The organism is Candidatus Accumulibacter meliphilus (assembly GCF_036625345.1).
GTDB lineage: Bacteria > Pseudomonadota > Gammaproteobacteria > Burkholderiales > Rhodocyclaceae > Accumulibacter > Accumulibacter meliphilus.
This window is the reverse complement of sequence record NZ_JAZKTZ010000003.1, coordinates 386,073-405,502: the sequence shown is the minus strand read 5'-3', so window position 1 is coordinate 405,502 and position 19,430 is coordinate 386,073. Positions and strand designations below refer to the sequence as shown.

Genomic DNA, 19,430 nt, shown 5'->3' with positions numbered 1-19,430 from the left:
CTGATGCAGGAGTTCCTGGCGCGTGCCTGGCGAGGCCTGGTCGCGCACGTCGACACGCCACTGCTGCTGATTACCCTGCTGCTGATGGCTGCCGGACTGACCACCGTCTATAGCGCGACCTATGACGCCAATAGCCACCTCCTGCCACAGCTGCTGAACATGGCGATCGGGCTGTGTGCAATGTGGGCGGTGGCGCAGCTGCCACCTCAGAAGCTGATGCGTTTCGGTGTGCCGCTGTATCTGGTCGGTGTCGTTCTCCTGATTCTGGTGTTCTTTTTCGGGATCAAGGTCAATGGCGCACGGCGCTGGTTGTCGCTGGGCTTTACCCGCATCCAGCCGGCGGAACTGCTGAAGATCGCGGTGCCCCTGATGCTCGCCTGGTACTTCCACAAGCACGAAGCGGTGCTCAAGTTCCGCCACTACATCGTCGCCAGCCTGCTTCTGTTGGTGCCTTTCGCGCTGATCGCCAAGCAGCCGGATCTGGGAACCGCGATTCTCGTCGGCGCAGCCGGCTTCTACGTGATCTTTTTCGCCGGTTTGTCATGGCGGGTGATTGTCGGCCTGCTGGCGGTCGCCGGCGCTGCAGCACCGTTCGTGTGGACCATGCTGCATGACTACCAGCGAAAGCGCATCCTTACCCTGATCGATCCGACGACTGATCCGCTCGGCTCGGGCTACCACATCATCCAGTCGACCATCGCCATCGGTTCGGGTGGCAAGCTCGGCAAGGGGTGGCTGGAGGGCACGCAGACCCACCTGGAGTTCATTCCCGAGCGCCACACGGACTTCATCCTGGCCGTCTTTTCCGAGGAGCGCGGCCTGCTCGGCAACAGCATCCTGCTGCTCCTCTACCTGTTGCTGATTGGCCGCGGGCTGCTGATTGCCGGCAAAGCATCGACTCTTTTCGGGCGAGTGCTGGCTGGTTCGGTGACCCTGAGCTTCTTCACCTATGTCTTCGTCAATATGGGCATGGTCAGCGGCATCTTGCCGGTGGTCGGCGTTCCCTTGCCGTTCATGAGTTACGGGGGTACGGCACTGGTGACGCTGTCGGTCGGTATTGGTATGCTGATGAGCATTAACACGCACAGGATGCTGGTCAGGCCATGAGGCGAGGAAGGACGGACTTGTTGGCTGTTCGGGGGGGCTGCGCAGTGCTCGCGCTGTTGGCCCTGCCGCTTCTGCTCACCGCTTGTGGCGGTTCGCCTTCGCGTTCCTCCGATGCCACGGTCGAGCGCAGCAAGGTGGCCCGCAAGTCGGGCGTGGTACAGAAGCGGGGCGGCGGCTACTACAAGGACGATGGCCCCGGCGACGAAATCCCCGACAATCTTGACGACATTCCGGACGCGCAGCCCATCCTGGAGCCATTGCATCGTTTTGCCAACCGGCCGTATGTCGTACTCGGCAAAGCCTACCAGCCGAAAACCAGCCTCGAAGCACACCAGCAACGCGGCATTGCCAGCTGGTACGGGAAGAAGTTTCATGGCCAGAAAACGTCGATCGGCGAGCGCTACGACATGTTCGCGATGACGGCCGCGCATCCGACCCTGGCGATTCCTTCCTATGTCCGGGTGACAAACGTCGGCAATGGCAAGTCGGTGGTCGTGCGGGTCATCGATCGCGGCCCCTTCCATGCCGACCGAGTCATCGACCTCTCGTACGCAGCCGCTTACCGCCTGGGTTATGTGGACAACGGCAGCACTCTGGTGCAGGTCGATTCGATCGTGCCGGATGGCGCGACGAGCATGAATTATGCGCAGGTGATGCCGGCGCCGCGGCCGCGGCAAGCGCTGCTCTCCGGCGAGCACGACGAGATTGAACGGCTGGCGGCGAACATGGGCGCGGAGGCCGTAGTGGTGGCATCGCCGCCGCCGGCAGAGGCAGCAATACCGTTACCGGTGCCTGTAGCAGAGCCGCCGGCGCCGCTCTCGTTCCCTGCAGCAGCGCTGCCGGCCATGCCAGTGGCGCTGTCCGGCGTCTTCCTGCAGCTGGGTGCTTTCGCCAGTGCTGAAAACGCCGAGAGTCTGCGCGTGCATTTGCTGCGCGAGCTGGACTGGCTCAACGAGGGAATCCAGATCAACGCCGGTGGGGGCATGCACCGCGTGCGCATGGGGCCGTATCAAAGCCGCGGCGATGCCGAGAAGGTCGCCGAACGCATTCGTCTGGCGCTGGGTTACAGGCCGACCTTCGTGACGCGCTGATCAGCTCTCGGTCGGGTCTTCGAGCACCGTCAGGGGACGGAAAACGCCCTGCACGATCTTGCGGCCTTTTTCGAGCTGTATTTCGTGTCCGATGATCTCCACCGGGATGATCTTGCCGTCGCGGTTGACCACCGTGCTGCGCACCACTGCGGCGCGGCTGCCCTGAGCCGGCGTGAGCAGCTGGCTTGGGTCCAGGCCGTCGCTGGCGGCATGCAATTCGCTTTGCAGAAGGCCGAGCAGTTGCTGCAGCTGTCGTCCGAACAATTTCTCGGCCTGCGGGTTGGCGTCGAGAATGTGCCCGGTACTGGCATCGGAAATCAGAATCGCGTCGCGAGCCCCGGCAAACAGCGCCAGTCGCAGGCTGTTTGCATCGCGCAGATCCTCCTCCATTAGCAGCATCTGGTGCTGAACCAGCGCCAGGCTGACCAGGTTGGCCACCGCGTGCGCGAACAGGCGCTCTACCGAAGTCCATGCCGAGTGTGGTCCGACGCGCTCGATACTCAGTACGCCCTGCAGTTCTCCGTTGACGTGAATTGGCGAGTTGATCAGCGCGCTGATCCCGTTCATCAGCAGGTAGTCCTCGGCGAATGCCTGGGTGCTGGGATGCTTCATCGCATCATCGGCAACGATTGGCTCGCCCCGCTCCAGCGCCCGGAAATACTCGGGGTAGCGAAGCGCCTGCAGCGTTACCCCAAGGCTGTGGCGGTTGCGTGAAAGCTCATAGAGATCAATGCACTCGAGACTTTCCGGTTGGCTGGTCAGCCCCCACAGGCTGACGCGTTCGATGTTGAGTATGCGTCCCGTCGCCGCAGTGAGTTGTCGCAAGCAGTTGTCCAGGTTGGCGCTGGAAAAGTTGCCTCGCGACAGCTGCGCGAAAGCGCCTTGCAGGTCGAGAGAGTTTGCGAGAGGTCGGGATGGTGGCAACATTTGGTCCAGAGAAAGCCACTTTCGAGTCGGTAGGGGTGCCAGGAAACAACCCTTATCGTACTTGCCGGGAAGCGGGCGCGCGCGTGCGTTAAATCACGGAAGGCGGCATCTTCCGCTGCGCACTGCTCACAAAAAGCATGCAGGGCGGTGGCAGAGGGCTTGCTATAATCCGCCCTTTTGCCGTGAGTCTCGTCATGCTCAAGCTACGATCCCTGTTTTCTGCTCTGCTTTGTCTCCCCGTCCTGGCCTTTGCGCAAGCGCTGCCGACGCCGCCAGCCGTGGCCGCCAAGTCATGGCTGTTGGTCGACATGTCGTCAGGCCAGGAACTCGCCGCCCAGGCGCCCGATGAGCGCCTCGAGCCGGCATCGCTGACCAAATTGATGACCGCGTATCTCACTTTCTCGGCACTCAAGCAGGGAACGCTCAAGCTCGACCAGGAGGTGCTCATTTCGCGCAAGGCGTGGAAGACAGGCGGTTCCAGGATGTTCATCCAGGTCGGTAGCGAGGTCAAAGTCGAGGATCTGATCAAGGGCATGATCGTTCAGTCAGGAAATGACGCCTGCGTCGCCTTGTCGGAGGCCATTGCCGGCGACGAAGAAAACTTCGCACAGATGATGAATCGCGAAGCGCAGCGACTGGGCATGAAGGGTTCTCATTTCCGCAACTCGAACGGCTTGCCCGACCCCGATCACTACACCACGGCCCGCGACCTGGCAACTTTGGCCGCCGCCCTGATTCGCGATTTCCCCGAGGAGTACGCCAAGTACTACTCCATGAAGGAATATACCTATAACAACATCACGCAGCCGAATCGCAACCGTTTGCTGTGGATCGACCCAACCGTCGACGGTCTGAAGACCGGATACACCGTCGCCGCGGGCTACTGTCTGGTGTCGTCGGCGAAACGCGGTCCGCGTCGCCTGGTGTCGGTGGTCCTCGGCGCGTCGTCTCCCAACGTACGCATCCAGGAGTCGCTCAAGCTGCTCAACTACGGTTTTCAGTTCTATGACGGTGTGCAGTTGTATGCCAAGAACGCCCCGGTCTCCAACCTGAAAGTCTGGAAAGGCACGGAAGCCACGGTCAATATGGGCTTTACCGAGGACCTGGTGATCGTTGTGCCGAAGGGCTTTGGTCCGAAGATCCAGACCGAGCTGGTTTCCCAACAGCCTTTGCTGGCGCCGGTGAGCATGGGGCAGACGCTGGCGACGCTGAAAGTCAGCGTCGATGGCAAGCCCTACGGCGACTACCCGGTTGTCGCACTCGAAGCGGTGCCCCTCGCGGGAATCGTTGGCCGGATGGTGGACACTGTGCGCATGTGGTTCAACTAGGCTAGGCAGCGCGCCTGAAGTGATGAAGGGAAACGGCCGATGACGGCGTATCTCAACGGGCAATTCCTGCCACTTGATGAGGCCAGGATTTCGCCGCTTGATCGCGGCTTCCTGTTCGGCGACGGCGCCTACGAAGTGATCCCGGTCTATGCCCGGCGGGCGTTCCGGCTCGAGCAACACCTGGCGCGGCTGCAGCGCACTCTGGACGGTATTGCGCTGGCCAATCCGCATAGCGTCGGCGAGTGGCAGGAACGTCTGCAAAGGGTGATCAGCGCCAGCGAATTCGACGATCAGTCCTTGTACCTGCAGGTGACGCGTGGTGCCGACAGCAAGCGCGAGCAGAGCTTTCCGAAAGACCTGCCGGCGACGGTCTTCATCTTCTCGACGGCCTTGCCGGTGTTGACTGCGCAACGCGAGAACGGCATTGCCGTTCTCAGTGCGGTCGACAACCGCTGGCTGCGTTGCAATCTGAAAACCGTCTCGCTGCTCCCCAACGTGCTCCTGCGTCAGCAGGCGATCGATGTCGGTGCCGCCGAAACGATCCTGCTGCGCGATGGCATCCTCAGCGAAGGGGCAACGTCGAACATTTTTGTGGTCAAGGACGGCGTGCTGCTGGCGCCGCAGAGGGACCAGCGCATGCTCGCCGGCATTACCTACGATCTGGTTCTCGAACTGGCGGCAGCCCATGCCATGCCATGCCAGCTTCGCGACATTGCCGACGCCGAATTGCGCGTCGCCGATGAACTGTGGTTGAGCTCCTCGACCCGAGAAGTCCTGCCGATCACCCGTCTCGACGGTCTCCCGGTCGGCACCGGCAAGCCCGGTCCGGCCGTACGCAGGATGCAGGCCTGGTACAGCGCCTACCGCGAGCGCGTCGCGCGCGAGGGTGAACGCGGTGGTCGCGGCGATGTCTGAAGAACGCGACAGCCTGTTCGACTTCCCCTGCGCTTTTCCGCTCAAGATCATGGGCCTGGCCGACAGCGCCCTGGCCCAGGAAGTGCTCGCGGTCGTGCTGCGGCACGCGCCGGATTTCGACGCCGCGACGATGTGCATGCGCGCTTCGAGTGGCGGCAAGTACGTCAGCCTGACCTGCACCATCAACGCCACCAGTCGCGTCCAGCTCGACACCCTGTACCGGGAACTAAGCAGCCATCCGCTAGTCAAGATCGTCCTATGAGCGACGAAGTGCGACGCCTTGCGTCGTGTGCGCTAGATGCGGTAGATGCGGAAGTTCGCGTCGGCGAGGGCGATGCCTTGCCGGGCAGCGCTGGGCAGCCCTCGTTGTTGGTTCGTAATCTCGGGCGCGTCGACTACCAGCAGACCTGGCAGGCGATGATCGACTTCACCGCCGCGCGCAGCGACGAGACCGCCGACGAACTGTGGTGCTGCGAGCACCCGCCGGTATTCACTCTCGGTCAGGCCGGCCGAGCCGAGCACTTGCTGAGCGATCTCGGCATCCCGCTGGTGAAGAGCGATCGCGGCGGCCAGATTACCTATCACGGTCCTGGCCAGGTGGTGATTTACGTGCTGCTCGACCTGAGTCGGCGGCGGCTGAAAGTTCGCGAACTGGTCGGCGCCATCGAGCAGGCGGTGATCGACCTTCTCGCCGCGCACGGGGTGCTGGCCGAAAGGCACGCTGGCGCGCCGGGAGTCTATGTCGGCGCGGCCAAAGTTGCGGCGCTTGGTTTGCGCGTGCGAAGGAGCCATAGCTATCACGGCCTCAGCCTGAACGTGGACATGGATCTGTCGCCTTTTACGGCGATCAATCCTTGCGGCTACCCGGGTCTGGCGGTCACCCAGACCCGGGACCTCGGCATTTCGCTGACCCCGTCGCAAGCGGCGACGGCACTGGCTGACCATCTGGCAGTACAACTGGAGTGCAGGTAACGATGAGCAATCACGATCAGGACCAGGCGAGCGGCGCAGGCAAGCCGGCCGCCCGGGTCGCCGGCGTCAAGGAGCGGGGCGAGCTGAAGACGGCGCGCATTCCGATCAAGATCGTTGCGCAGGCGCCGCAGCGCAAGCCGGACTGGATTCGTGTCAAGGCCGGGAATGCAACGGGTCGCTTTGGCGAGATCAAGAAAATGCTGCGCGAGCAGAAGCTGCACACCGTTTGCGAAGAGGCGGCTTGCCCGAATATCGGCGAATGCTTCGGCCGCGGCACGGCGACCTTCATGATTCTTGGCGATGTCTGTACACGCCGCTGTCCGTTCTGCGACGTCGGCCATGGCAAGCCGCTGCCACCGGATGTCGATGAGCCGGCGCATCTGGCCGATAGCGTTGCCCGCTTGCAGTTGCGCTACGTGGTGATCACCAGCGTCGATCGCGACGACCTGCGCGACGGCGGCGCGCAGCACTTCGTCGACGTGATCAGCGCCGTGCGTCGCAGCTCGCCGACGACGACCATCGAAACCCTGGTTCCCGATTTCCGCGGGCGTATGGAGATCGCGCTCGAGGTGCTCGGCAAGTCCTTGCCTGACGTCCTCAACCACAACATGGAAACCGTGCCGCGGCTCTACCGGCAGGCGCGCCCGGGCGCCGATTACGCGCACTCGCTGGCCTTCATGAAAGGCTTCAAGGCGCGCTACCCGCAGATTCCGACCAAATCGGGACTGATGGTCGGCCTCGGCGAAACCGACGATGAGATTCTCGACGTGCTGCGCGACCTGCGTGCCAACGATGTCGAAATGCTCACCATCGGTCAATACCTGGCGCCATCCAGCCATCACCTGCCGGTCGCCCGCTACGTGCATCCGGATGTCTTCAAGATGTACGAGCAGCAGGCACTGGCGATGGGCTTTACCGGTGCCGCCTGCGGGCCGATGGTGCGTTCGAGCTACTGGGCGGACGTGCAGGCGGAAAGCGCTGGCGTCGCCTGAGCGCGGGTCTGCCGCTCAGCGGTCAGTTGGTCGCTAGTTGTAGCGCATGAAGCGCGTCGGGTAGTGGGCTGTGGCCCAGGCCATGAACAGATACTTGGCGGTCTTGCCGATGGCCACCGCGGCCAGAATCCCCAGCGACGAGACGTCGGCCAGTGCGCAGAAGAGCAGCGCCGGGGTTTGTGGCATCGGTGAGCCGGCGATGATCAGGACTGCCAGCAGGCCCCAGTCTTGCAGCCATCCGCTGGCCCGCTGCCAGACGTCCATGCTCACCAGTTCAGGGTAGCGGGCAGCAATGAATTCCCCGCCCAGGTACTGGAAGATCTCGACCAGCACGGCGGCTCCACAGCCGCTGGCCAGGCCGCAGAGCAGGCCGAGTGTGCGCCAGCGCCGGGGTGCCAGGAGCACGGCCGGGATCAGTACGGCGACGAAGGGGAAGCTGAAGGTGATCGTGGTCACAAAAGCGATGGTCGCAACGACCAGCGAATAGTGGCGATAGCCGACGCTGCGCATCAGCAGCGTGCGCAAGCGGTCGGGAAGCAGATGAGTTTTCATTTGCGCATTTCAGGGTAATGCCGCTTTTCGGTTGCTTGCCCGCCGGCGGCCGCGGCGATCACTGTGCGGCTTGTGCGGGCGCCCGCGAGCAGGCTATCCTTACGCGTTCGCGCCATTGCTGGTCAGTGGATGCCACCGGGGAGGGAGTTTTCATGCGCCGTTTTGCACAAAGTTGGGATTGTAAGCGCTCTGCCGATCGCTGCGCAGGTTTTGGCGTCGGCTACCCTTGGCCGCTAGCTGGCAGGCGGCAGCCAGTGCTGCTGGCGCTGGCCAGGGTCAGCGTTCGGTGAAGCGGCTGTTCGGGCTGCTCGCCCTGGCCTTGACCTTCGCCGCGTTTTCGGGACTGGCCCTGGGCGAATCATCGACGGTCCTCAAGATGAGTGGTGAGTGGCCGGAAAAGCCGTCAATCCTGGCCGGTCGGGCGAGTTTCTACGGGAAACGATTTACCGGCCGCAAGACCGCCTCTGGCAAGGCCTTTCATCACGAGAACCTGTCGGCGGCCAGCAATCGCTTCCCGCTCGGTACGCTGGTTGCCGTTCGCCGCCCTTTTTCCGCCTCCTGCGTGGTGGTCAGGATCAACGACCGCATGGGCCATCGCGGCCGTGTCATCGACCTGTCGCGGGCCGCGGCCGAGTTCCTGGGAATGGTCGAAGTGGGGGTCACCGATGTGGAAATCGTTCCGCTGCCAAAACCCTTGCTGGGGCACGAACGCGCTTGCACCCTGGCCTTCCTGCCACCGCCACGCCTGCCCGCCGCAGAAGGTCTGCGGTCGGACAGCGCTGCTGACGCCCAGCTTGCCGGGGGCCAGGAGTCGGACAACTTCGGGGACTGAGATCTGCGAGTGGGCGGGCGCATGCCGGCCACCGTCAAGCGCTGGAGTCGCTTGCGCGTAGCGGCACTTGACCGCGAGTGCCAAGCGCGGGAATACTCGTCGGCAGCGTGCCGGCTTGCTGACCAGAGGAGGGGCGATGAACGAAGTGCTCAAGAACCAAGTGCCCGAGAGCGAAGTGCCCAAAGGCAAAAAGTCGGTCGCGCTGTCGGGCGTGGTGGCCGGCAACACGGCGATCTGTTCGGTCGGCCGCAACGGCAACGATCTCCACTACCGCGGCTACGATGTCATCGCCCTGGCCGAGCACGCCACTTTCGAAGAAGTGGCCTATCTGTTGCTCTACGGGCGCTTGCCGAGTCTGAACCAGCTCAACCAGTACCGCAAGAAACTGAAGACCTTGCGCGGGCTGCCGGTGCGGCTGCGACCGGTGCTCGAAAACCTGCCGGCGTCGGCGCACCCGACTGATGTGCTGCGCAGCGGCTGCTCGGCGCTGGGTACCATTCTGCCCGAGGCGCAGGATCACAACCCCGGTGGCGCGCGCGAGATCGCCGACCGTCTGATTGCCAGTTTCGGGTCGATGCTGCTGTACTGGTATCACTGGTCGCATAATGGCCGGCGCATCGAAACGGAGACCGACGACGACTCGATCGCGGCCCACTTTCTGCACCTGCTCTGCGGCAAGGCGCCCTCGGCGCTGCACGCCAGCAGCCTCGACAAGTCGCTGGTGCTTTATGCCGAGCACGAGTTCAACGCCTCGACCTTCACCGCGAGAACCATCGCCGGCACCGGCGCCGACCTCTACGCCGCGGTCAGCGGCGCCATCGGGGCGCTCAGTGGGCCTCGACACGGCGGCGCCAACGAAGCCGCGTTCGAGATTCAGAGCCGCTACAACGATCCGCAGCACGCCGAGAGCGACATCTGCAGCCGGCTGGCCAGGCGGGAAATCATCATTGGCTTCGGTCACCCCTTGTACACCATCGCCGACCCGCGCCACAAGGTGATCCGTGCCGTCGCGCAGCAACTGTGCAGCGATGGCGACAATCAGACGCTGTTCGACATCGCCAGTGGCATCGAGCAGGTGATGTGGGAGCAGAAACGGATGTTCCCCAATGTCGATTGGTTCTCGGGGGTTGTTTACCACATGTTGGCGGTGCCGACGCCGATGTTCACGCCGCTGTTCGTGATGGCGCGGACCAGTGGCTGGGCAGCACACATCATCGAGCAACGCATCGACGGCAAGCTGATTCGTCCGTCGGCGGAGTACGTCGGGCCGGAGGTGCAGGAATTTGTTCCCCTGGCAGAACGGAAATAGAGTCTTGTCGCGTGCATCTGCCAGCGGCCGGAAAGGCTCCAGCAGTCGCTGTTTCGTCGTTAATGTGAAAGTCGCCTATGCGACTCACGAACCTCCCTTCTCCCCCTGCGGGAGAAGGGCCGGGAGAAGAGGGGGACGGTCATGACTTTCATCATCCGGGGTATCTCGACTGTCATGACCGTTCGTCGGGATAGTCCGGCATGGCACCAGGAGAAGCAAGATGTCGTCACGAATTCCAGATAGCCGCCCCGATCCGGACCCGCTACTGGTCGCTATCGCCGACTACGTCCTGGACTACAAGATCGAGTCCGCTAGCGCCTTCAATACCGCCCGCTACTGTCTGATCGATGCCCTCGGCTGCGGACTCGAAGCGCTCGCCTATCCTGCTTGCAGCAAGCTGCTCGGACCAGTCGTCCCCGGCACGATGGTCCCGCATGGCGCACGCGTCCCGGGTACCTCGTTCCAGCTTGACCCGATTCAGGCGGCCTTCAACATCGGCACGATGATCCGCTGGCTGGACTTTAACGATACCTGGCTGGCGGCCGAATGGGGCCATCCCTCGGACAACCTCGGCGGCATTCTGGCCACTGCCGACTGGTTGTCGCGGACTCGTCTTGCCAGCGGCCAGGCGCCGCTGCAGATGCGCCAGGTGCTCGAAGCAATGATCAAGGCTTACGAGATTCAGGGCGTGCTGGCGCTGGAGAACAGCTTCAATCGCGTCGGCCTGGATCACGTGCTGCTGGTCAAGGTGGCCACTACGGCGGTATGCACCTGGCTGCTGGGTGGCGGGCGAGCGCAGATCATCAACGCCGTCTCGCAGGCTTTCGTCGATGGTCAGCCGCTGCGCACCTATCGGCACGCACCGAACACCGGTTCGCGCAAGTCCTGGGCCGCCGGCGATGCGACCGCGCGTGGGGTCATGCTGGCCTTGTTTTCGGTGAAGGGTGAAATGGGTTATCCGAGTGCGCTGACGGCCAGGACCTGGGGTTTCCAGGAGGCGCTGTTCAAGGGGCAAGCCTTGCGTGTGCCACGACCGTACGGCAGCTACGTGATCGAGAACGTCCTCTTCAAGATCAGTTTTCCCGCCGAGTTTCACGCCCAGACGGCGGTCGAATGTGCGGTGGATTTGCACCCGCAGGTGCTGGAAGCGCTCGCCGGCATCGACAAGGTCGTCATTCGCACGCACGAATCGGCGCTGCGCATCATCGACAAGAAAGGGGCGCTGCATAATCCTGCGGATCGCGATCATTGCCTGCAGTACATGGTCGCTTATGCCCTCATCAACGGCGGACTCAGCGCTGACGCTTACGAAGACGAAGCCGCGGCAGACCCGCGCATCGACGCCTTGCGCGCAAAAATCGAGGTCGTCGAAGACCTGCGCTTCTCGGCGGACTACCTGAATCCCGAGAAGCGTTCGATTGCCAACGCGCTACAGGTCTTTTTCGCCGACGGCAGCCGACAGAAGAGCTGCTCTGCGAATACCCGCTGGGCCACCGCCGTCGGCGCGCGGAAGGTATTCCGGTGCTGCTCGAGAAGTTCAGGAAGCATCTGGCACGCCAATATACAGCCGAGCAGCAGGCGTCATCCTCGAGTCGTCGCTCGACGTACGCGGTCTGGGGACGCTGGCGGTGAACGATTACGTGGATCGCTATGTGCCGTGAAGCTTTCGCCGCGCCGTCGGCAGGCATTGGCCGCGTACGCACCTGGGAGGAAGGGAAGATGAGAGGAAATTTCGCCGCCATCGCGCTGATCGTGATTGGCGGACTGGCTCTGGCCAGCAACCTGGGCCTGTTCGACGTCGATCTGGGGCAGTTGCTGCGTACCTGGTGGCCTTTGCTGCTGATCATTCTGGGCATCGGAATGTTTCTGGCGCCCGGCACCGAGCAGCGGAGAAAACGTGATTAGGCGGGGCGCTCGGTGATCGCCGCCCTGCTTGGCCGCTGGCGCCGCCGAAGCCCGCGCCCGCCCGCGCTGGCAGCCTTGCCCTGCATTCCGGTCGTGGCGCAGCGCGTGCTCACTCTGCTCTGGCCCGGAAGAGTTTCGCGAGAAGCTACTGGCCCTGATTGCTGCTGCTCGTGAGCGAATTCTGATCAGCACGCTGTATCTCCAGGACGATGACGCGGGCCGGGAGGTGCTTGCGGCCCTATATGCCGCCAAGGCCGCACGGTCGGCGCTGCAGATCGCGATCTTCGTCGATTGGCACCGCGCCCAGCGCGGCCTGATCGGCAAGGCACGGAGTGCCGGCAACGCCGCTCTGTATACGGAAATGGCTGGTCGCCTCGGGCCGGGCGTGCCGATCTACGGCGTACCGGTGCAAAAGCGCGAGCTGATGGGGGTGATGCACCTGAAGGGTTTCGTCATCGACGACACTGTTCTTTACAGCGGTGCCAGTATCAACGACATCTACCTGCATCGCCACCAGCGTTATCGGCTGGATCGCTATCATCTGATCGACAGTCGCCAAGTCGCCGACAGGCTCGCCGGACTGATGATTGAAGTGCTGCGGCCGGATCCGGCCGTGTGCGCGCTGGACGCCGCGCACAGGCCAAAGACCTCGTCGCTGCACCGCGCAATTGGCAATTTGCGGCGAACTCTTGCGCACAGCAGCTACCTCATCGCTGCCGCTCCTGCTTCGGCGCCTGTTTTCACGCCGATCGGCGCCGGCCAGGTCGGCATTACGCCCTTGCTTGGCCTGGGCACGCGGGGCAACGCGCTGAATGCGGTGGTGCTGCAGTTGATCGAACGTGCCGAGCGCCGTCTGGTGCTGTTTACGCCGTATTTCAATCTCCCGCGCTCGGTCCGTCGGGCGATCGACGAAAAGATCAGGCAGCGCTGCCAGGTGACCATCATCGTCGGCGACAAGACGGCCAACGACTACTACATTCCGCTTGGCGACCCCTTCTCGACGATCGGCGCGCTACCCTACCTCTATGAGGCCAACCTGCGTCGCTTCTGCAAGACGCACCAGAAGGCAGTCGATCAGGGTCGTCTCGACCTGTACCTCTGGCGTCACGACGGGCACAGCTTTCACGTGAAGGGAATGCTGGTCGACGACGACTACGCACTGCTCACCGGCAGCAACATCAATCCGCGCGCGTGGCGTCTTGACCTCGAGAACGGGCTGCTGATTCACGACCCGCAGCGCTGCCTGCGCGAGCAGCATGAAGCGGAGCTCGAGCGCATCCTGGCGCACGCGCAGCGCCTGGATCACCACCGTGCGCTCGACAGCGTGGATAGCTACCCGCCGCCGGTCCAGCGCCTGCTCAAGCGCCTGGCTCGTACGCGTACCGATCACCTGGTGAATCAACTCCTCTGATCGATTCGTCGTGGTACCGTGGCGAAAAAAAACAGGGCCGCAGCCCTGCTTTTCGTACAACCTTTGGATCGCTTACTGCTTGGCGGACTTCACGTCGGCATCGACACCGAAGCCCATGGTGTAGCCCATGGAGACGTGATGGAAACGACCGGTGGCATGGTCGGCGTGGACTGCGACGCCGAAGGGTACGGCCTTGCCTTCGGCCAGAGCACCCGACAGCTTGCGGGTGAAAGTCACCGTGTAGGTGTCGCCGGACTTGCCGCCTTCGACCTGCACGTTGGCGGTGCCGCCTTCCATCTTGCGGCTGTCGCTCACCGAGCCATCGACAGCTTTGGCGCCCGGGGCGCTTTTCCACTGCATCAACTCATAGGCGCCGGTCCGGGTGTACTTGGTTTTCTTGTCGTCACCTTCGGGCATCGTGCGCGCGTCACCGTGACAGGTTGCCCAGCAACCGACCTGGTCGCCCTTGGGAACCTCGGCGTTGGCGAACATGACCGCCACCTTGACTTCATTTTCCTTGTCGACGGGGTCGAAAGCGCCGGCCGGTGCCTTGAAGCTTACCCGTACATAGGCGTTTTCCTTGTCATACGCCGACTGGATGGTGACCGGGAAACTCATCGTCTTCGGCGCGCCCTTGGGTTCGAGTTCCTTGCTCGCCAGGCGCTTCATGTCGAAGTTGAGGCCGCCTTTTTCTTCATGGCAACCGACACAGCTTTCGCCCTTGTTGATGCCGGTGCGCCCGCTGTGGTCCGACTTTTTCATCACCCATTCGACCGGCGTCACGCCGGCGTGGAAAACCTGAACGGTACGGCTGGGAACCTTGCTCCAATCGGGTGCAGCCGCTTGCGCCAGCTGCGAACCGAAAGCCAGCAAGGCACCGAACAGGGCCAAGGAAACGGTGGTTTTTTTCATTTCACACTCCATTCAGGATTGATACGGTTATCACTGCGCAAGGCAGGCAGAGGATTCCCGCCTGCCCGGTTGGCAGATAAGGTCGACTGTAGCTTGCTTCGGTTGCCGCGACTAGAAGGTGGCGTCCCCTTCCTCTTCTTCGTCTTCCGGCATGTTCTTCGGCTTGCTGTGCGCGATGCCCTTGTGGCAGTCGATGCAGGTCTGCTTGTCGTCCTGGCCGATTTTGTGCATCTTGGACGCGCGTGCCTTCTGCTTTTCGATGTCCATCGCTGTGAACGAGTGGCAGTTACGGCACTCGCGCGAGTCGCTGGCTTTCATGCGCGCCCACTCGTTGGTCGCCAGTTGGAGACGTTTGGCTTCGAACTTCTCCGGAGTATCGATGGTTCCCATGACCTTACCATAGAGTTCGCGGCTGGCCTGGATCTTGCGTATCATCTTGTGCGTCCAGTCCTTGGGAACGTGGCAGTCGGAGCAGTAAGCGCGCACACCGGTACGGTTGCTGTAGTGGATGGTCTTCTTGTATTCCTGATAGACGTTGTCTTTCATCTCGTGACAGCCGATGCAGAACTCGAGCGTGTTGGTGGCTTCCATGGCGGTGTTGAAACCACCCCAGAAGAAAACGCCGGAAACGAAGCCGACCGTCAGCAGCGTCAGTAGCGAGTACTTGATGCTTGGCCGTTTGAGTTTTGCCCAGAATCCTGAGCTGTTATCTGACACGATACTTCCCTCCCCTTAGACTTTGCTGCGAAACGCCTGCTGGCCAGCGCCGAGGCAGCGCAGAGTCTAGCGGAGGAGGGCGCGCCGGCGGTTTGATCTAGGTTAACAAACCGGGAATTGTCATCGCCCGGAGGCTTGTTGGCATCCGCAGTGACGGTTTCAGCCTCAGGGTTGAACCTGATCGATCAGCAGACGCAGGCCCTGGCTGCCGGGTTTGACGCCGGTGAGGGTGCCGAACAGGTCGCCGCTCGAGCTCTGCGCCTTGCCCGCCTTGGCCACCCGTGCCTCGATGCTGACGGTCTTGAAATCGGAGAGTTTCTTGCCGCCGGCAAGGGCCATCGAGTCGTCGAAGCGGAAGCGCAGCGGCAGGTCGCCCACGCGGGCTCGTGTCGCGGCGAGCGGCATGCGCGGACCTTCTTCGGCGCGTGCGAAGACGAAGAGCACGTCGTCCGGGCGGGCCTGGCCGGCGACCTCGCCGCTCAGCGTCACTTCGCCGCTGACTGCAGCGCTGCCGCTGGCCACGCTGGCCTGGCCGGCCGGTTCAGCCGAGGCAGGCTGCGTGGCGAGCTGGCGCGCCCGTTCGACGGCTGCTGCGAGTGCCTTGGACTCTTCCGAGCCGGGTTCGATTTGTGCCAACAAGCGTGCCCAGTAGTCGGCGGCAAGGGCGAACTGCTGTCGGTCGCTGGCGGCGGCGCCGGCCAGCAGCAAGGCCTGCGGTTCGTTGGGGTCGATCTTCAGCGCGCGTTCGACCAGCTCGGTCGGTTTGCCCTGCAGGTTGCCACCCTGGCTGCGGCTGAGGACCTCGGCATAATCGGCGAGCAGTTCCGGATTCTGGTCGACCAGCGCACTAGCCCGGCCATAGGCTTCGACTGCCTGGGGAAAACGCTCCAGGACCTTGTAGGACCGCGCCAGCATCAGCCAGCCTTTGCTGTCGTCGGGGTTCTCCTTGAGCTTTTCGACCAGCCCCGCAACCATGCCCTCGATCTGTTGTGGCGTGATCCGCGCCTGTCGTTGCAGCGGGTCGAGTGCTTGTTGATTGCCCAGTAAGGCGTAGCCGCCTGCCGCGGCCAGCGGCAGGACGACGAGCAAGGCCAGGGCGGTCTTGCGGCCCGGGCGGGTCTCGCTCGGTGCGCTTGCCCTTGGCTGAACTTCGTCGAGCAGGCGACGCTGCAACTCGTTCTGTGCCTGCTCGAAATCGGCTAAATCAAGCGCGCCGTTGGCGCGCTCGCGCTCGAGTTCGGCGAGCTGGTCGCGGAAAATGGCCAGATTGGCTTCGCGGTGGTCAGCTCCTGGCGACGGCTTCGGCGCGCGCAGCAGCGGCGGCAACAGAAGGGCAATAACGGCGACGACAAGCAGCGCCGCGAAAAGAATGAAACTGGTCATGAACGTCCTTGACGGGAGTCGTTGTCGCGCAGCAGCGCCTCGGCCTGGTGGTGCTCTGCGGCGCTTAGTGGCGCGTCGGTGATGGCCCGGTCACGGCGGCGCAGGTAACGCAGCAGCGCCGCGAAGCCAAGGACCAAGAGCACGCCCGGCCCAAACCACAGCAATAGCGTCGTTCCTTTGAGTGGCGGCCGGTAGCGGACGAAGTCACCGTAGCGGCTGACCATGAACTCCATGATTTCGTCGTCGCTCTTGCCGGCATCGATCAGCGTGCGGATCTCGCGGCGCAGGTCGTTGGCCAGTTCGGCGTGTGAGCCGGCCAGCGATTCGTTCTGGCAGACCAGGCAGCGCAGCTCCGTGGAAATCGCGATCAGCCGCTTCTCGGTCGCCGGATTCTCGGCGAGCGGCTGCGCTTCGCCAGCGTAGACCGCGTTAAAGCTGCCGCCGAGCAGCGCCAACAGCAGCGCAATCACCAGTTGCCTCATTTCGAGAGCTCCGCGATCAGCGGCAGAATCGTGCTTGACAGTGCGTCGGGCGTGATCGGTCCGGTGTGCTTCATGCGGATGATGCCGGCCTTGTCGATGACGTAGGTTTCGGGCACGCCGTAGACGCCGTAGTCGATGCCGACGCGGCCGTCGATGTCGAGCACCGACAGGGTGTAGGGATCACCATGGGCGGAGAGCCAGGCCCCGGCACGTTCGATGACCATGCCTTTCTCACTGTCAGGCGCCACCTTGTCGATGTCGATCGCCGCATCGCCGCGGACTTCCTTGTAGTTCAGTCCGACCAGCGGCGCACTATGACGTTTCGCCAGCTCGACGAGCAGCGGATGCTCCTGTCGGCACGACACACACCACGATGCCCAGACGTTCAGCAGCCAGACCTTGCCGAGCATGTCCCGGGGCGAGAACTGCTCTTCCGGCGCGTGCAGCCGCGGCAGTGAGAAGGCCGGTGCCGGCTTGCCGACCAGCGGCGAAGGCACGTCGCGGGGGTTGAGGGTCAGCCCGACGCCGAGCAGGACGACGAGAACGATGAAGCCGACCAGCGGCCAGAGAAAGCGGTTCATGGCGTTTCCTCAGGTGGTTTGCGCGAGCGTCGTAGCGACAGTCGCCGAGCTGGGGGCCGTAGCACGTGCCTTGATCCGATAACGGCGGTCGCTCATCGCCAATAGCCCACCGAGGGCCATCAGCACGCAGCCGCCCCAGATCCAGTCGACGAAAGGCTTGTAGTAGACGCGCACGGCCCACGCTGCTTCGGGTTTGGCCTTGTCGATCGGTTCGCCGAGCGAGACGTAAACGTCGCGCAGGAAACCGCTGTCGATTGCCGCTTCGGTCATCGGCATCGATGAGGCGACGTAGAAGCGCTTTTCGGGGAAAATTTTCCGGATCACACGCTCGTCCTTGCGCAGATCGATGTCGCCGACCAGGGCCCGGTAGTTCGGTCCCTGCCTCTCGCGCACGCCGTTGAACATAAAGCTGTAACCACCGACGCTGACCGTATCGCCGATTTCCATCTTGACGTCTTTCTCTTCCTGGTACGCGCTGACCATGCTCACCCCGACGATGAAGACGGAGATTCCGATGTGCGCCAGATGCATCCCGAAGAAGCTGCGCGGCTGCCTGCTTGCCGTACTCAGGAAGGATTGGCCGGCGCGTGTCGACTGGATGCGTTCGACGATGTTGAGCAGGGAGCTGAGAACGATCCAGGTGGCGAGCAGGAGGCTGAGCGCGACCAGCGGCTTCCACTCGCCGTGCAGGAAAGGCGCCGCGATACCGACCAGTGCTGCGGCGAGAAACGCCCAGCGCAGGGCGTGCGCGAGTTCGCCGACGCTGGCATGCTTCCAGCGCGCGAACGGCGCGACGCCCATCAGGAAGGCAGCAGGCAACATCAGCGGTACGAAGACGGCGTCGAAGTAGGGTGGGCCGACCGACAGCTTGCCGGCGCCGAGGGCGTCGATGAGCAGCGGATAAAGCGTGCCGAGGAGTACCGAAGCGCAGGCCACGACCAGCAGCACGTTGTTGGTGAGCAGCAGCGATTCCCGCGAGAGCAGGCCGAAACGGCCGCCGAGACCGACCTTGGGCGCCCGCCAGGCAAACAGGGCCAGAGAGCCGCCGATGACCACCACCAGGAAAGCGAGGATGAAGACCCCGCGGCCGGGGTCGGTAGCGAAAGCGTGTACCGAAGTCAGGACTCCGGAGCGGACCAGGAAAGTGCCGAGCAGCGACAGCGAAAACGCCGAGATCGCCAGCAGTACCGTCCAGTTCTTGAAACTGCCGCGTTTTTCAGTCACCGCCAGCGAGTGCAGCAGCGCCGTGCCGACCAGCCAGGGCATGAAGGAGGCGTTCTCGACCGGATCCCAGAACCACCAGCCGCCCCAGCCGAGTTCGTAGTAGGCCCACCACGAGCCGAGCGCGATGCCCAGGGTCAGGAAAATCCACGCCGCCGTGGTCCACGGTCGTGACCAGCGTGCCCAGGCGGCGTCGAGCTGACCCGAAAGCAGCGCGGCGATGGCGAAGGCGAAGGCCACTGAAAAGCCGACGTAACCCATGTACAGCATCGGCGGATGAATGATCAGGCCCGGGTCCTGCAATAGCGGATTGAGGTCGCGCCCTTCCTCTGCGCCCGGCAGCAGGCGGTCGAAGGGGTTCGAGGTGAGCAGGATGAAGAGCAGGAAGCCGGCGGTCACCAGTCCGAGAACGCCGAGCACGCGCGCGACCATGTGCTCGGGAAGCTGTTGCGAGCGCAAGGCGACGGCCAGCGTCCAGAGCACCAGCATCATCACCCACAGCAGCAGCGAGCCTTCATGCCCGCCCCAGACCGCGGCAACCCGGTATTGCATGGGTAGCAGGGTGTTCGAATGCTGGGCCACGTAGAGCACCGAGAAGTCGTTCTGTACGAAGGCCGTGGTCAGGCAGCCGAAAGCGACCGCCAGCAGCAGGGCCTGCGCGACCGCGGCCGGCCGCGCCAGGGCAATCCATTGTTGCCGGCCGGTGTGCGCGCCGATCAGAGGCAGTGTGCCTTGCGCCAGGGCCACGCAGAGCGCGAGGATCAGTGCGAAGTTGCCGAGTTCAGGGATCATG

General features: G+C 63.4%; 19 protein-coding genes and 1 pseudogene. 12 read left to right on the top strand and 8 right to left on the bottom strand.

Annotation, left to right across the window (positions count from 1 at the left end):
* Positions 1-3: 3 nt before the first annotated feature.
* Both rodA and V5B40_RS08110 read left to right on the top strand, forming a co-directional pair.
* A complete protein-coding gene (gene rodA / locus V5B40_RS08115) occupies positions 4-1,107 on the top strand; it encodes a rod shape-determining protein RodA (RefSeq protein ID WP_332354008.1) in 1,104 nt (367 codons plus the stop codon).
* Between the two features lie 17 nt (positions 1,108-1,124).
* Positions 1,125-2,198 carry a septal ring lytic transglycosylase RlpA family protein gene (locus tag V5B40_RS08110; RefSeq protein WP_332354007.1) on the top strand — a complete coding sequence of 358 codons (1,074 nt, stop codon included), beginning with the start codon at positions 1,125-1,127 and terminating at the stop codon, positions 2,196-2,198.
* On the opposite strand, the gene V5B40_RS08105 is transcribed toward V5B40_RS08110, so the two are convergent.
* Complete coding sequence (locus V5B40_RS08105; RefSeq protein WP_332354006.1) at positions 2,199-3,125, bottom strand: GAF domain-containing protein; 927 nt, start codon at positions 3,123-3,125, stop codon at positions 2,199-2,201.
* Positions 3,126-3,319: 194 nt separating this feature from the next.
* Here V5B40_RS08105 and V5B40_RS08100 point away from each other — a divergent pair, with 194 nt between their 5' ends.
* The 5 genes from V5B40_RS08100 to lipA all read left to right on the top strand — a co-directional run bounded on the left by V5B40_RS08100 (position 3,320) and on the right by lipA (position 7,332).
* Positions 3,320-4,453, top strand: coding sequence for a D-alanyl-D-alanine carboxypeptidase family protein (locus V5B40_RS08100; RefSeq protein ID WP_332354005.1), 1,134 nt, complete (start codon positions 3,320-3,322; stop codon positions 4,451-4,453).
* Positions 4,454-4,492: 39 nt separating this feature from the next.
* Complete coding sequence (locus V5B40_RS08095; RefSeq protein ID WP_332354004.1) at positions 4,493-5,368, top strand: D-amino acid aminotransferase; 876 nt, start codon at positions 4,493-4,495, stop codon at positions 5,366-5,368.
* Positions 5,361-5,630 (top strand): YbeD family protein, encoded by a 270-nt coding sequence (locus V5B40_RS08090; protein ID WP_332354003.1) that lies wholly within the window; start codon positions 5,361-5,363, stop codon positions 5,628-5,630. Before V5B40_RS08095 ends, V5B40_RS08090 begins: the two co-directional genes overlap by 8 nt.
* 155 nt (positions 5,631-5,785) lie before the next feature.
* On the top strand, positions 5,786-6,340 hold the full coding sequence (gene lipB / locus V5B40_RS08085) for a lipoyl(octanoyl) transferase LipB (RefSeq protein WP_434735852.1): 555 nt from the start codon (positions 5,786-5,788) through the stop codon (positions 6,338-6,340).
* A gap of 2 nt (positions 6,341-6,342) precedes the next feature.
* On the top strand, positions 6,343-7,332 hold the full coding sequence (lipA, locus tag V5B40_RS08080) for a lipoyl synthase (RefSeq protein WP_332354001.1): 990 nt from the start codon (positions 6,343-6,345) through the stop codon (positions 7,330-7,332).
* A 33-nt stretch (positions 7,333-7,365) separates the two neighbouring features.
* On the opposite strand, the gene V5B40_RS08075 is transcribed toward lipA, so the two are convergent.
* Positions 7,366-7,884, bottom strand: coding sequence for a YqaA family protein (locus tag V5B40_RS08075; protein ID WP_332354000.1), 519 nt, complete (start codon positions 7,882-7,884; stop codon positions 7,366-7,368).
* A gap of 226 nt (positions 7,885-8,110) precedes the next feature.
* Between V5B40_RS08075 and V5B40_RS08070 the strand changes: the two genes are divergently transcribed.
* From V5B40_RS08070 to pssA, 5 genes and pseudogenes are all read left to right on the top strand, one after another.
* Entirely contained in the window at positions 8,111-8,716 is a 606-nt protein-coding gene (locus V5B40_RS08070) for a septal ring lytic transglycosylase RlpA family protein (RefSeq protein WP_332353999.1), read from the top strand.
* 136 nt (positions 8,717-8,852) lie between these two features.
* Positions 8,853-10,025 carry a bifunctional 2-methylcitrate synthase/citrate synthase gene (gene prpC / locus V5B40_RS08065; RefSeq protein ID WP_332353998.1) on the top strand — a complete coding sequence of 391 codons (1,173 nt, stop codon included), beginning with the start codon at positions 8,853-8,855 and terminating at the stop codon, positions 10,023-10,025.
* 220 nt (positions 10,026-10,245) lie between these two features.
* Positions 10,246-11,686: pseudogene (locus V5B40_RS08060) on the top strand (bifunctional 2-methylcitrate dehydratase/aconitate hydratase).
* A 58-nt stretch (positions 11,687-11,744) separates the two neighbouring features.
* Positions 11,745-11,930, top strand: a complete 186-nt coding sequence (locus V5B40_RS08055; protein WP_332353997.1) for a LiaI-LiaF-like domain-containing protein — start codon at positions 11,745-11,747, stop codon at positions 11,928-11,930.
* A gap of 28 nt (positions 11,931-11,958) precedes the next feature.
* Positions 11,959-13,341 (top strand): CDP-diacylglycerol--serine O-phosphatidyltransferase, encoded by a 1,383-nt coding sequence (pssA, locus tag V5B40_RS08050; RefSeq protein WP_332353996.1) that lies wholly within the window; start codon positions 11,959-11,961, stop codon positions 13,339-13,341.
* Positions 13,342-13,413: 72 nt separating this feature from the next.
* Here the strand turns inward: pssA and V5B40_RS08045 are convergent, their stop codons facing one another.
* The 6 genes from V5B40_RS08045 to V5B40_RS08020 form a co-directional block, all read right to left on the bottom strand.
* The gene (locus tag V5B40_RS08045) at positions 13,414-14,253 is read right to left on the bottom strand and encodes an ethylbenzene dehydrogenase-related protein (RefSeq protein ID WP_332353995.1); all 840 of its coding nucleotides are present in this window, start codon (positions 14,251-14,253) and stop codon (positions 13,414-13,416) included.
* A gap of 111 nt (positions 14,254-14,364) precedes the next feature.
* Positions 14,365-14,970, bottom strand: coding sequence for a NapC/NirT family cytochrome c (locus V5B40_RS08040; RefSeq protein ID WP_332353994.1), 606 nt, complete (start codon positions 14,968-14,970; stop codon positions 14,365-14,367).
* A 165-nt stretch (positions 14,971-15,135) separates the two neighbouring features.
* On the bottom strand, positions 15,136-16,353 hold the full coding sequence (ccmI, locus tag V5B40_RS08035; protein ID WP_332353993.1) for a c-type cytochrome biogenesis protein CcmI: 1,218 nt from the start codon (positions 16,351-16,353) through the stop codon (positions 15,136-15,138).
* Positions 16,350-16,835, bottom strand: a complete 486-nt coding sequence (locus V5B40_RS08030) for a cytochrome c-type biogenesis protein (RefSeq protein WP_332353992.1) — start codon at positions 16,833-16,835, stop codon at positions 16,350-16,352. Before V5B40_RS08030 ends, ccmI begins: the two co-directional genes overlap by 4 nt.
* Positions 16,832-17,416, bottom strand: a complete 585-nt coding sequence (locus V5B40_RS08025) for a DsbE family thiol:disulfide interchange protein (RefSeq protein WP_332353991.1) — start codon at positions 17,414-17,416, stop codon at positions 16,832-16,834. Before V5B40_RS08025 ends, V5B40_RS08030 begins: the two co-directional genes overlap by 4 nt.
* A gap of 9 nt (positions 17,417-17,425) precedes the next feature.
* Positions 17,426-19,429: a heme lyase CcmF/NrfE family subunit gene (locus tag V5B40_RS08020; RefSeq protein WP_332353989.1), complete on the bottom strand. Its 2,004-nt coding sequence runs from the start codon at positions 19,427-19,429 to the stop codon at positions 17,426-17,428.
* Position 19,430 lies beyond the last annotated feature (1 nt).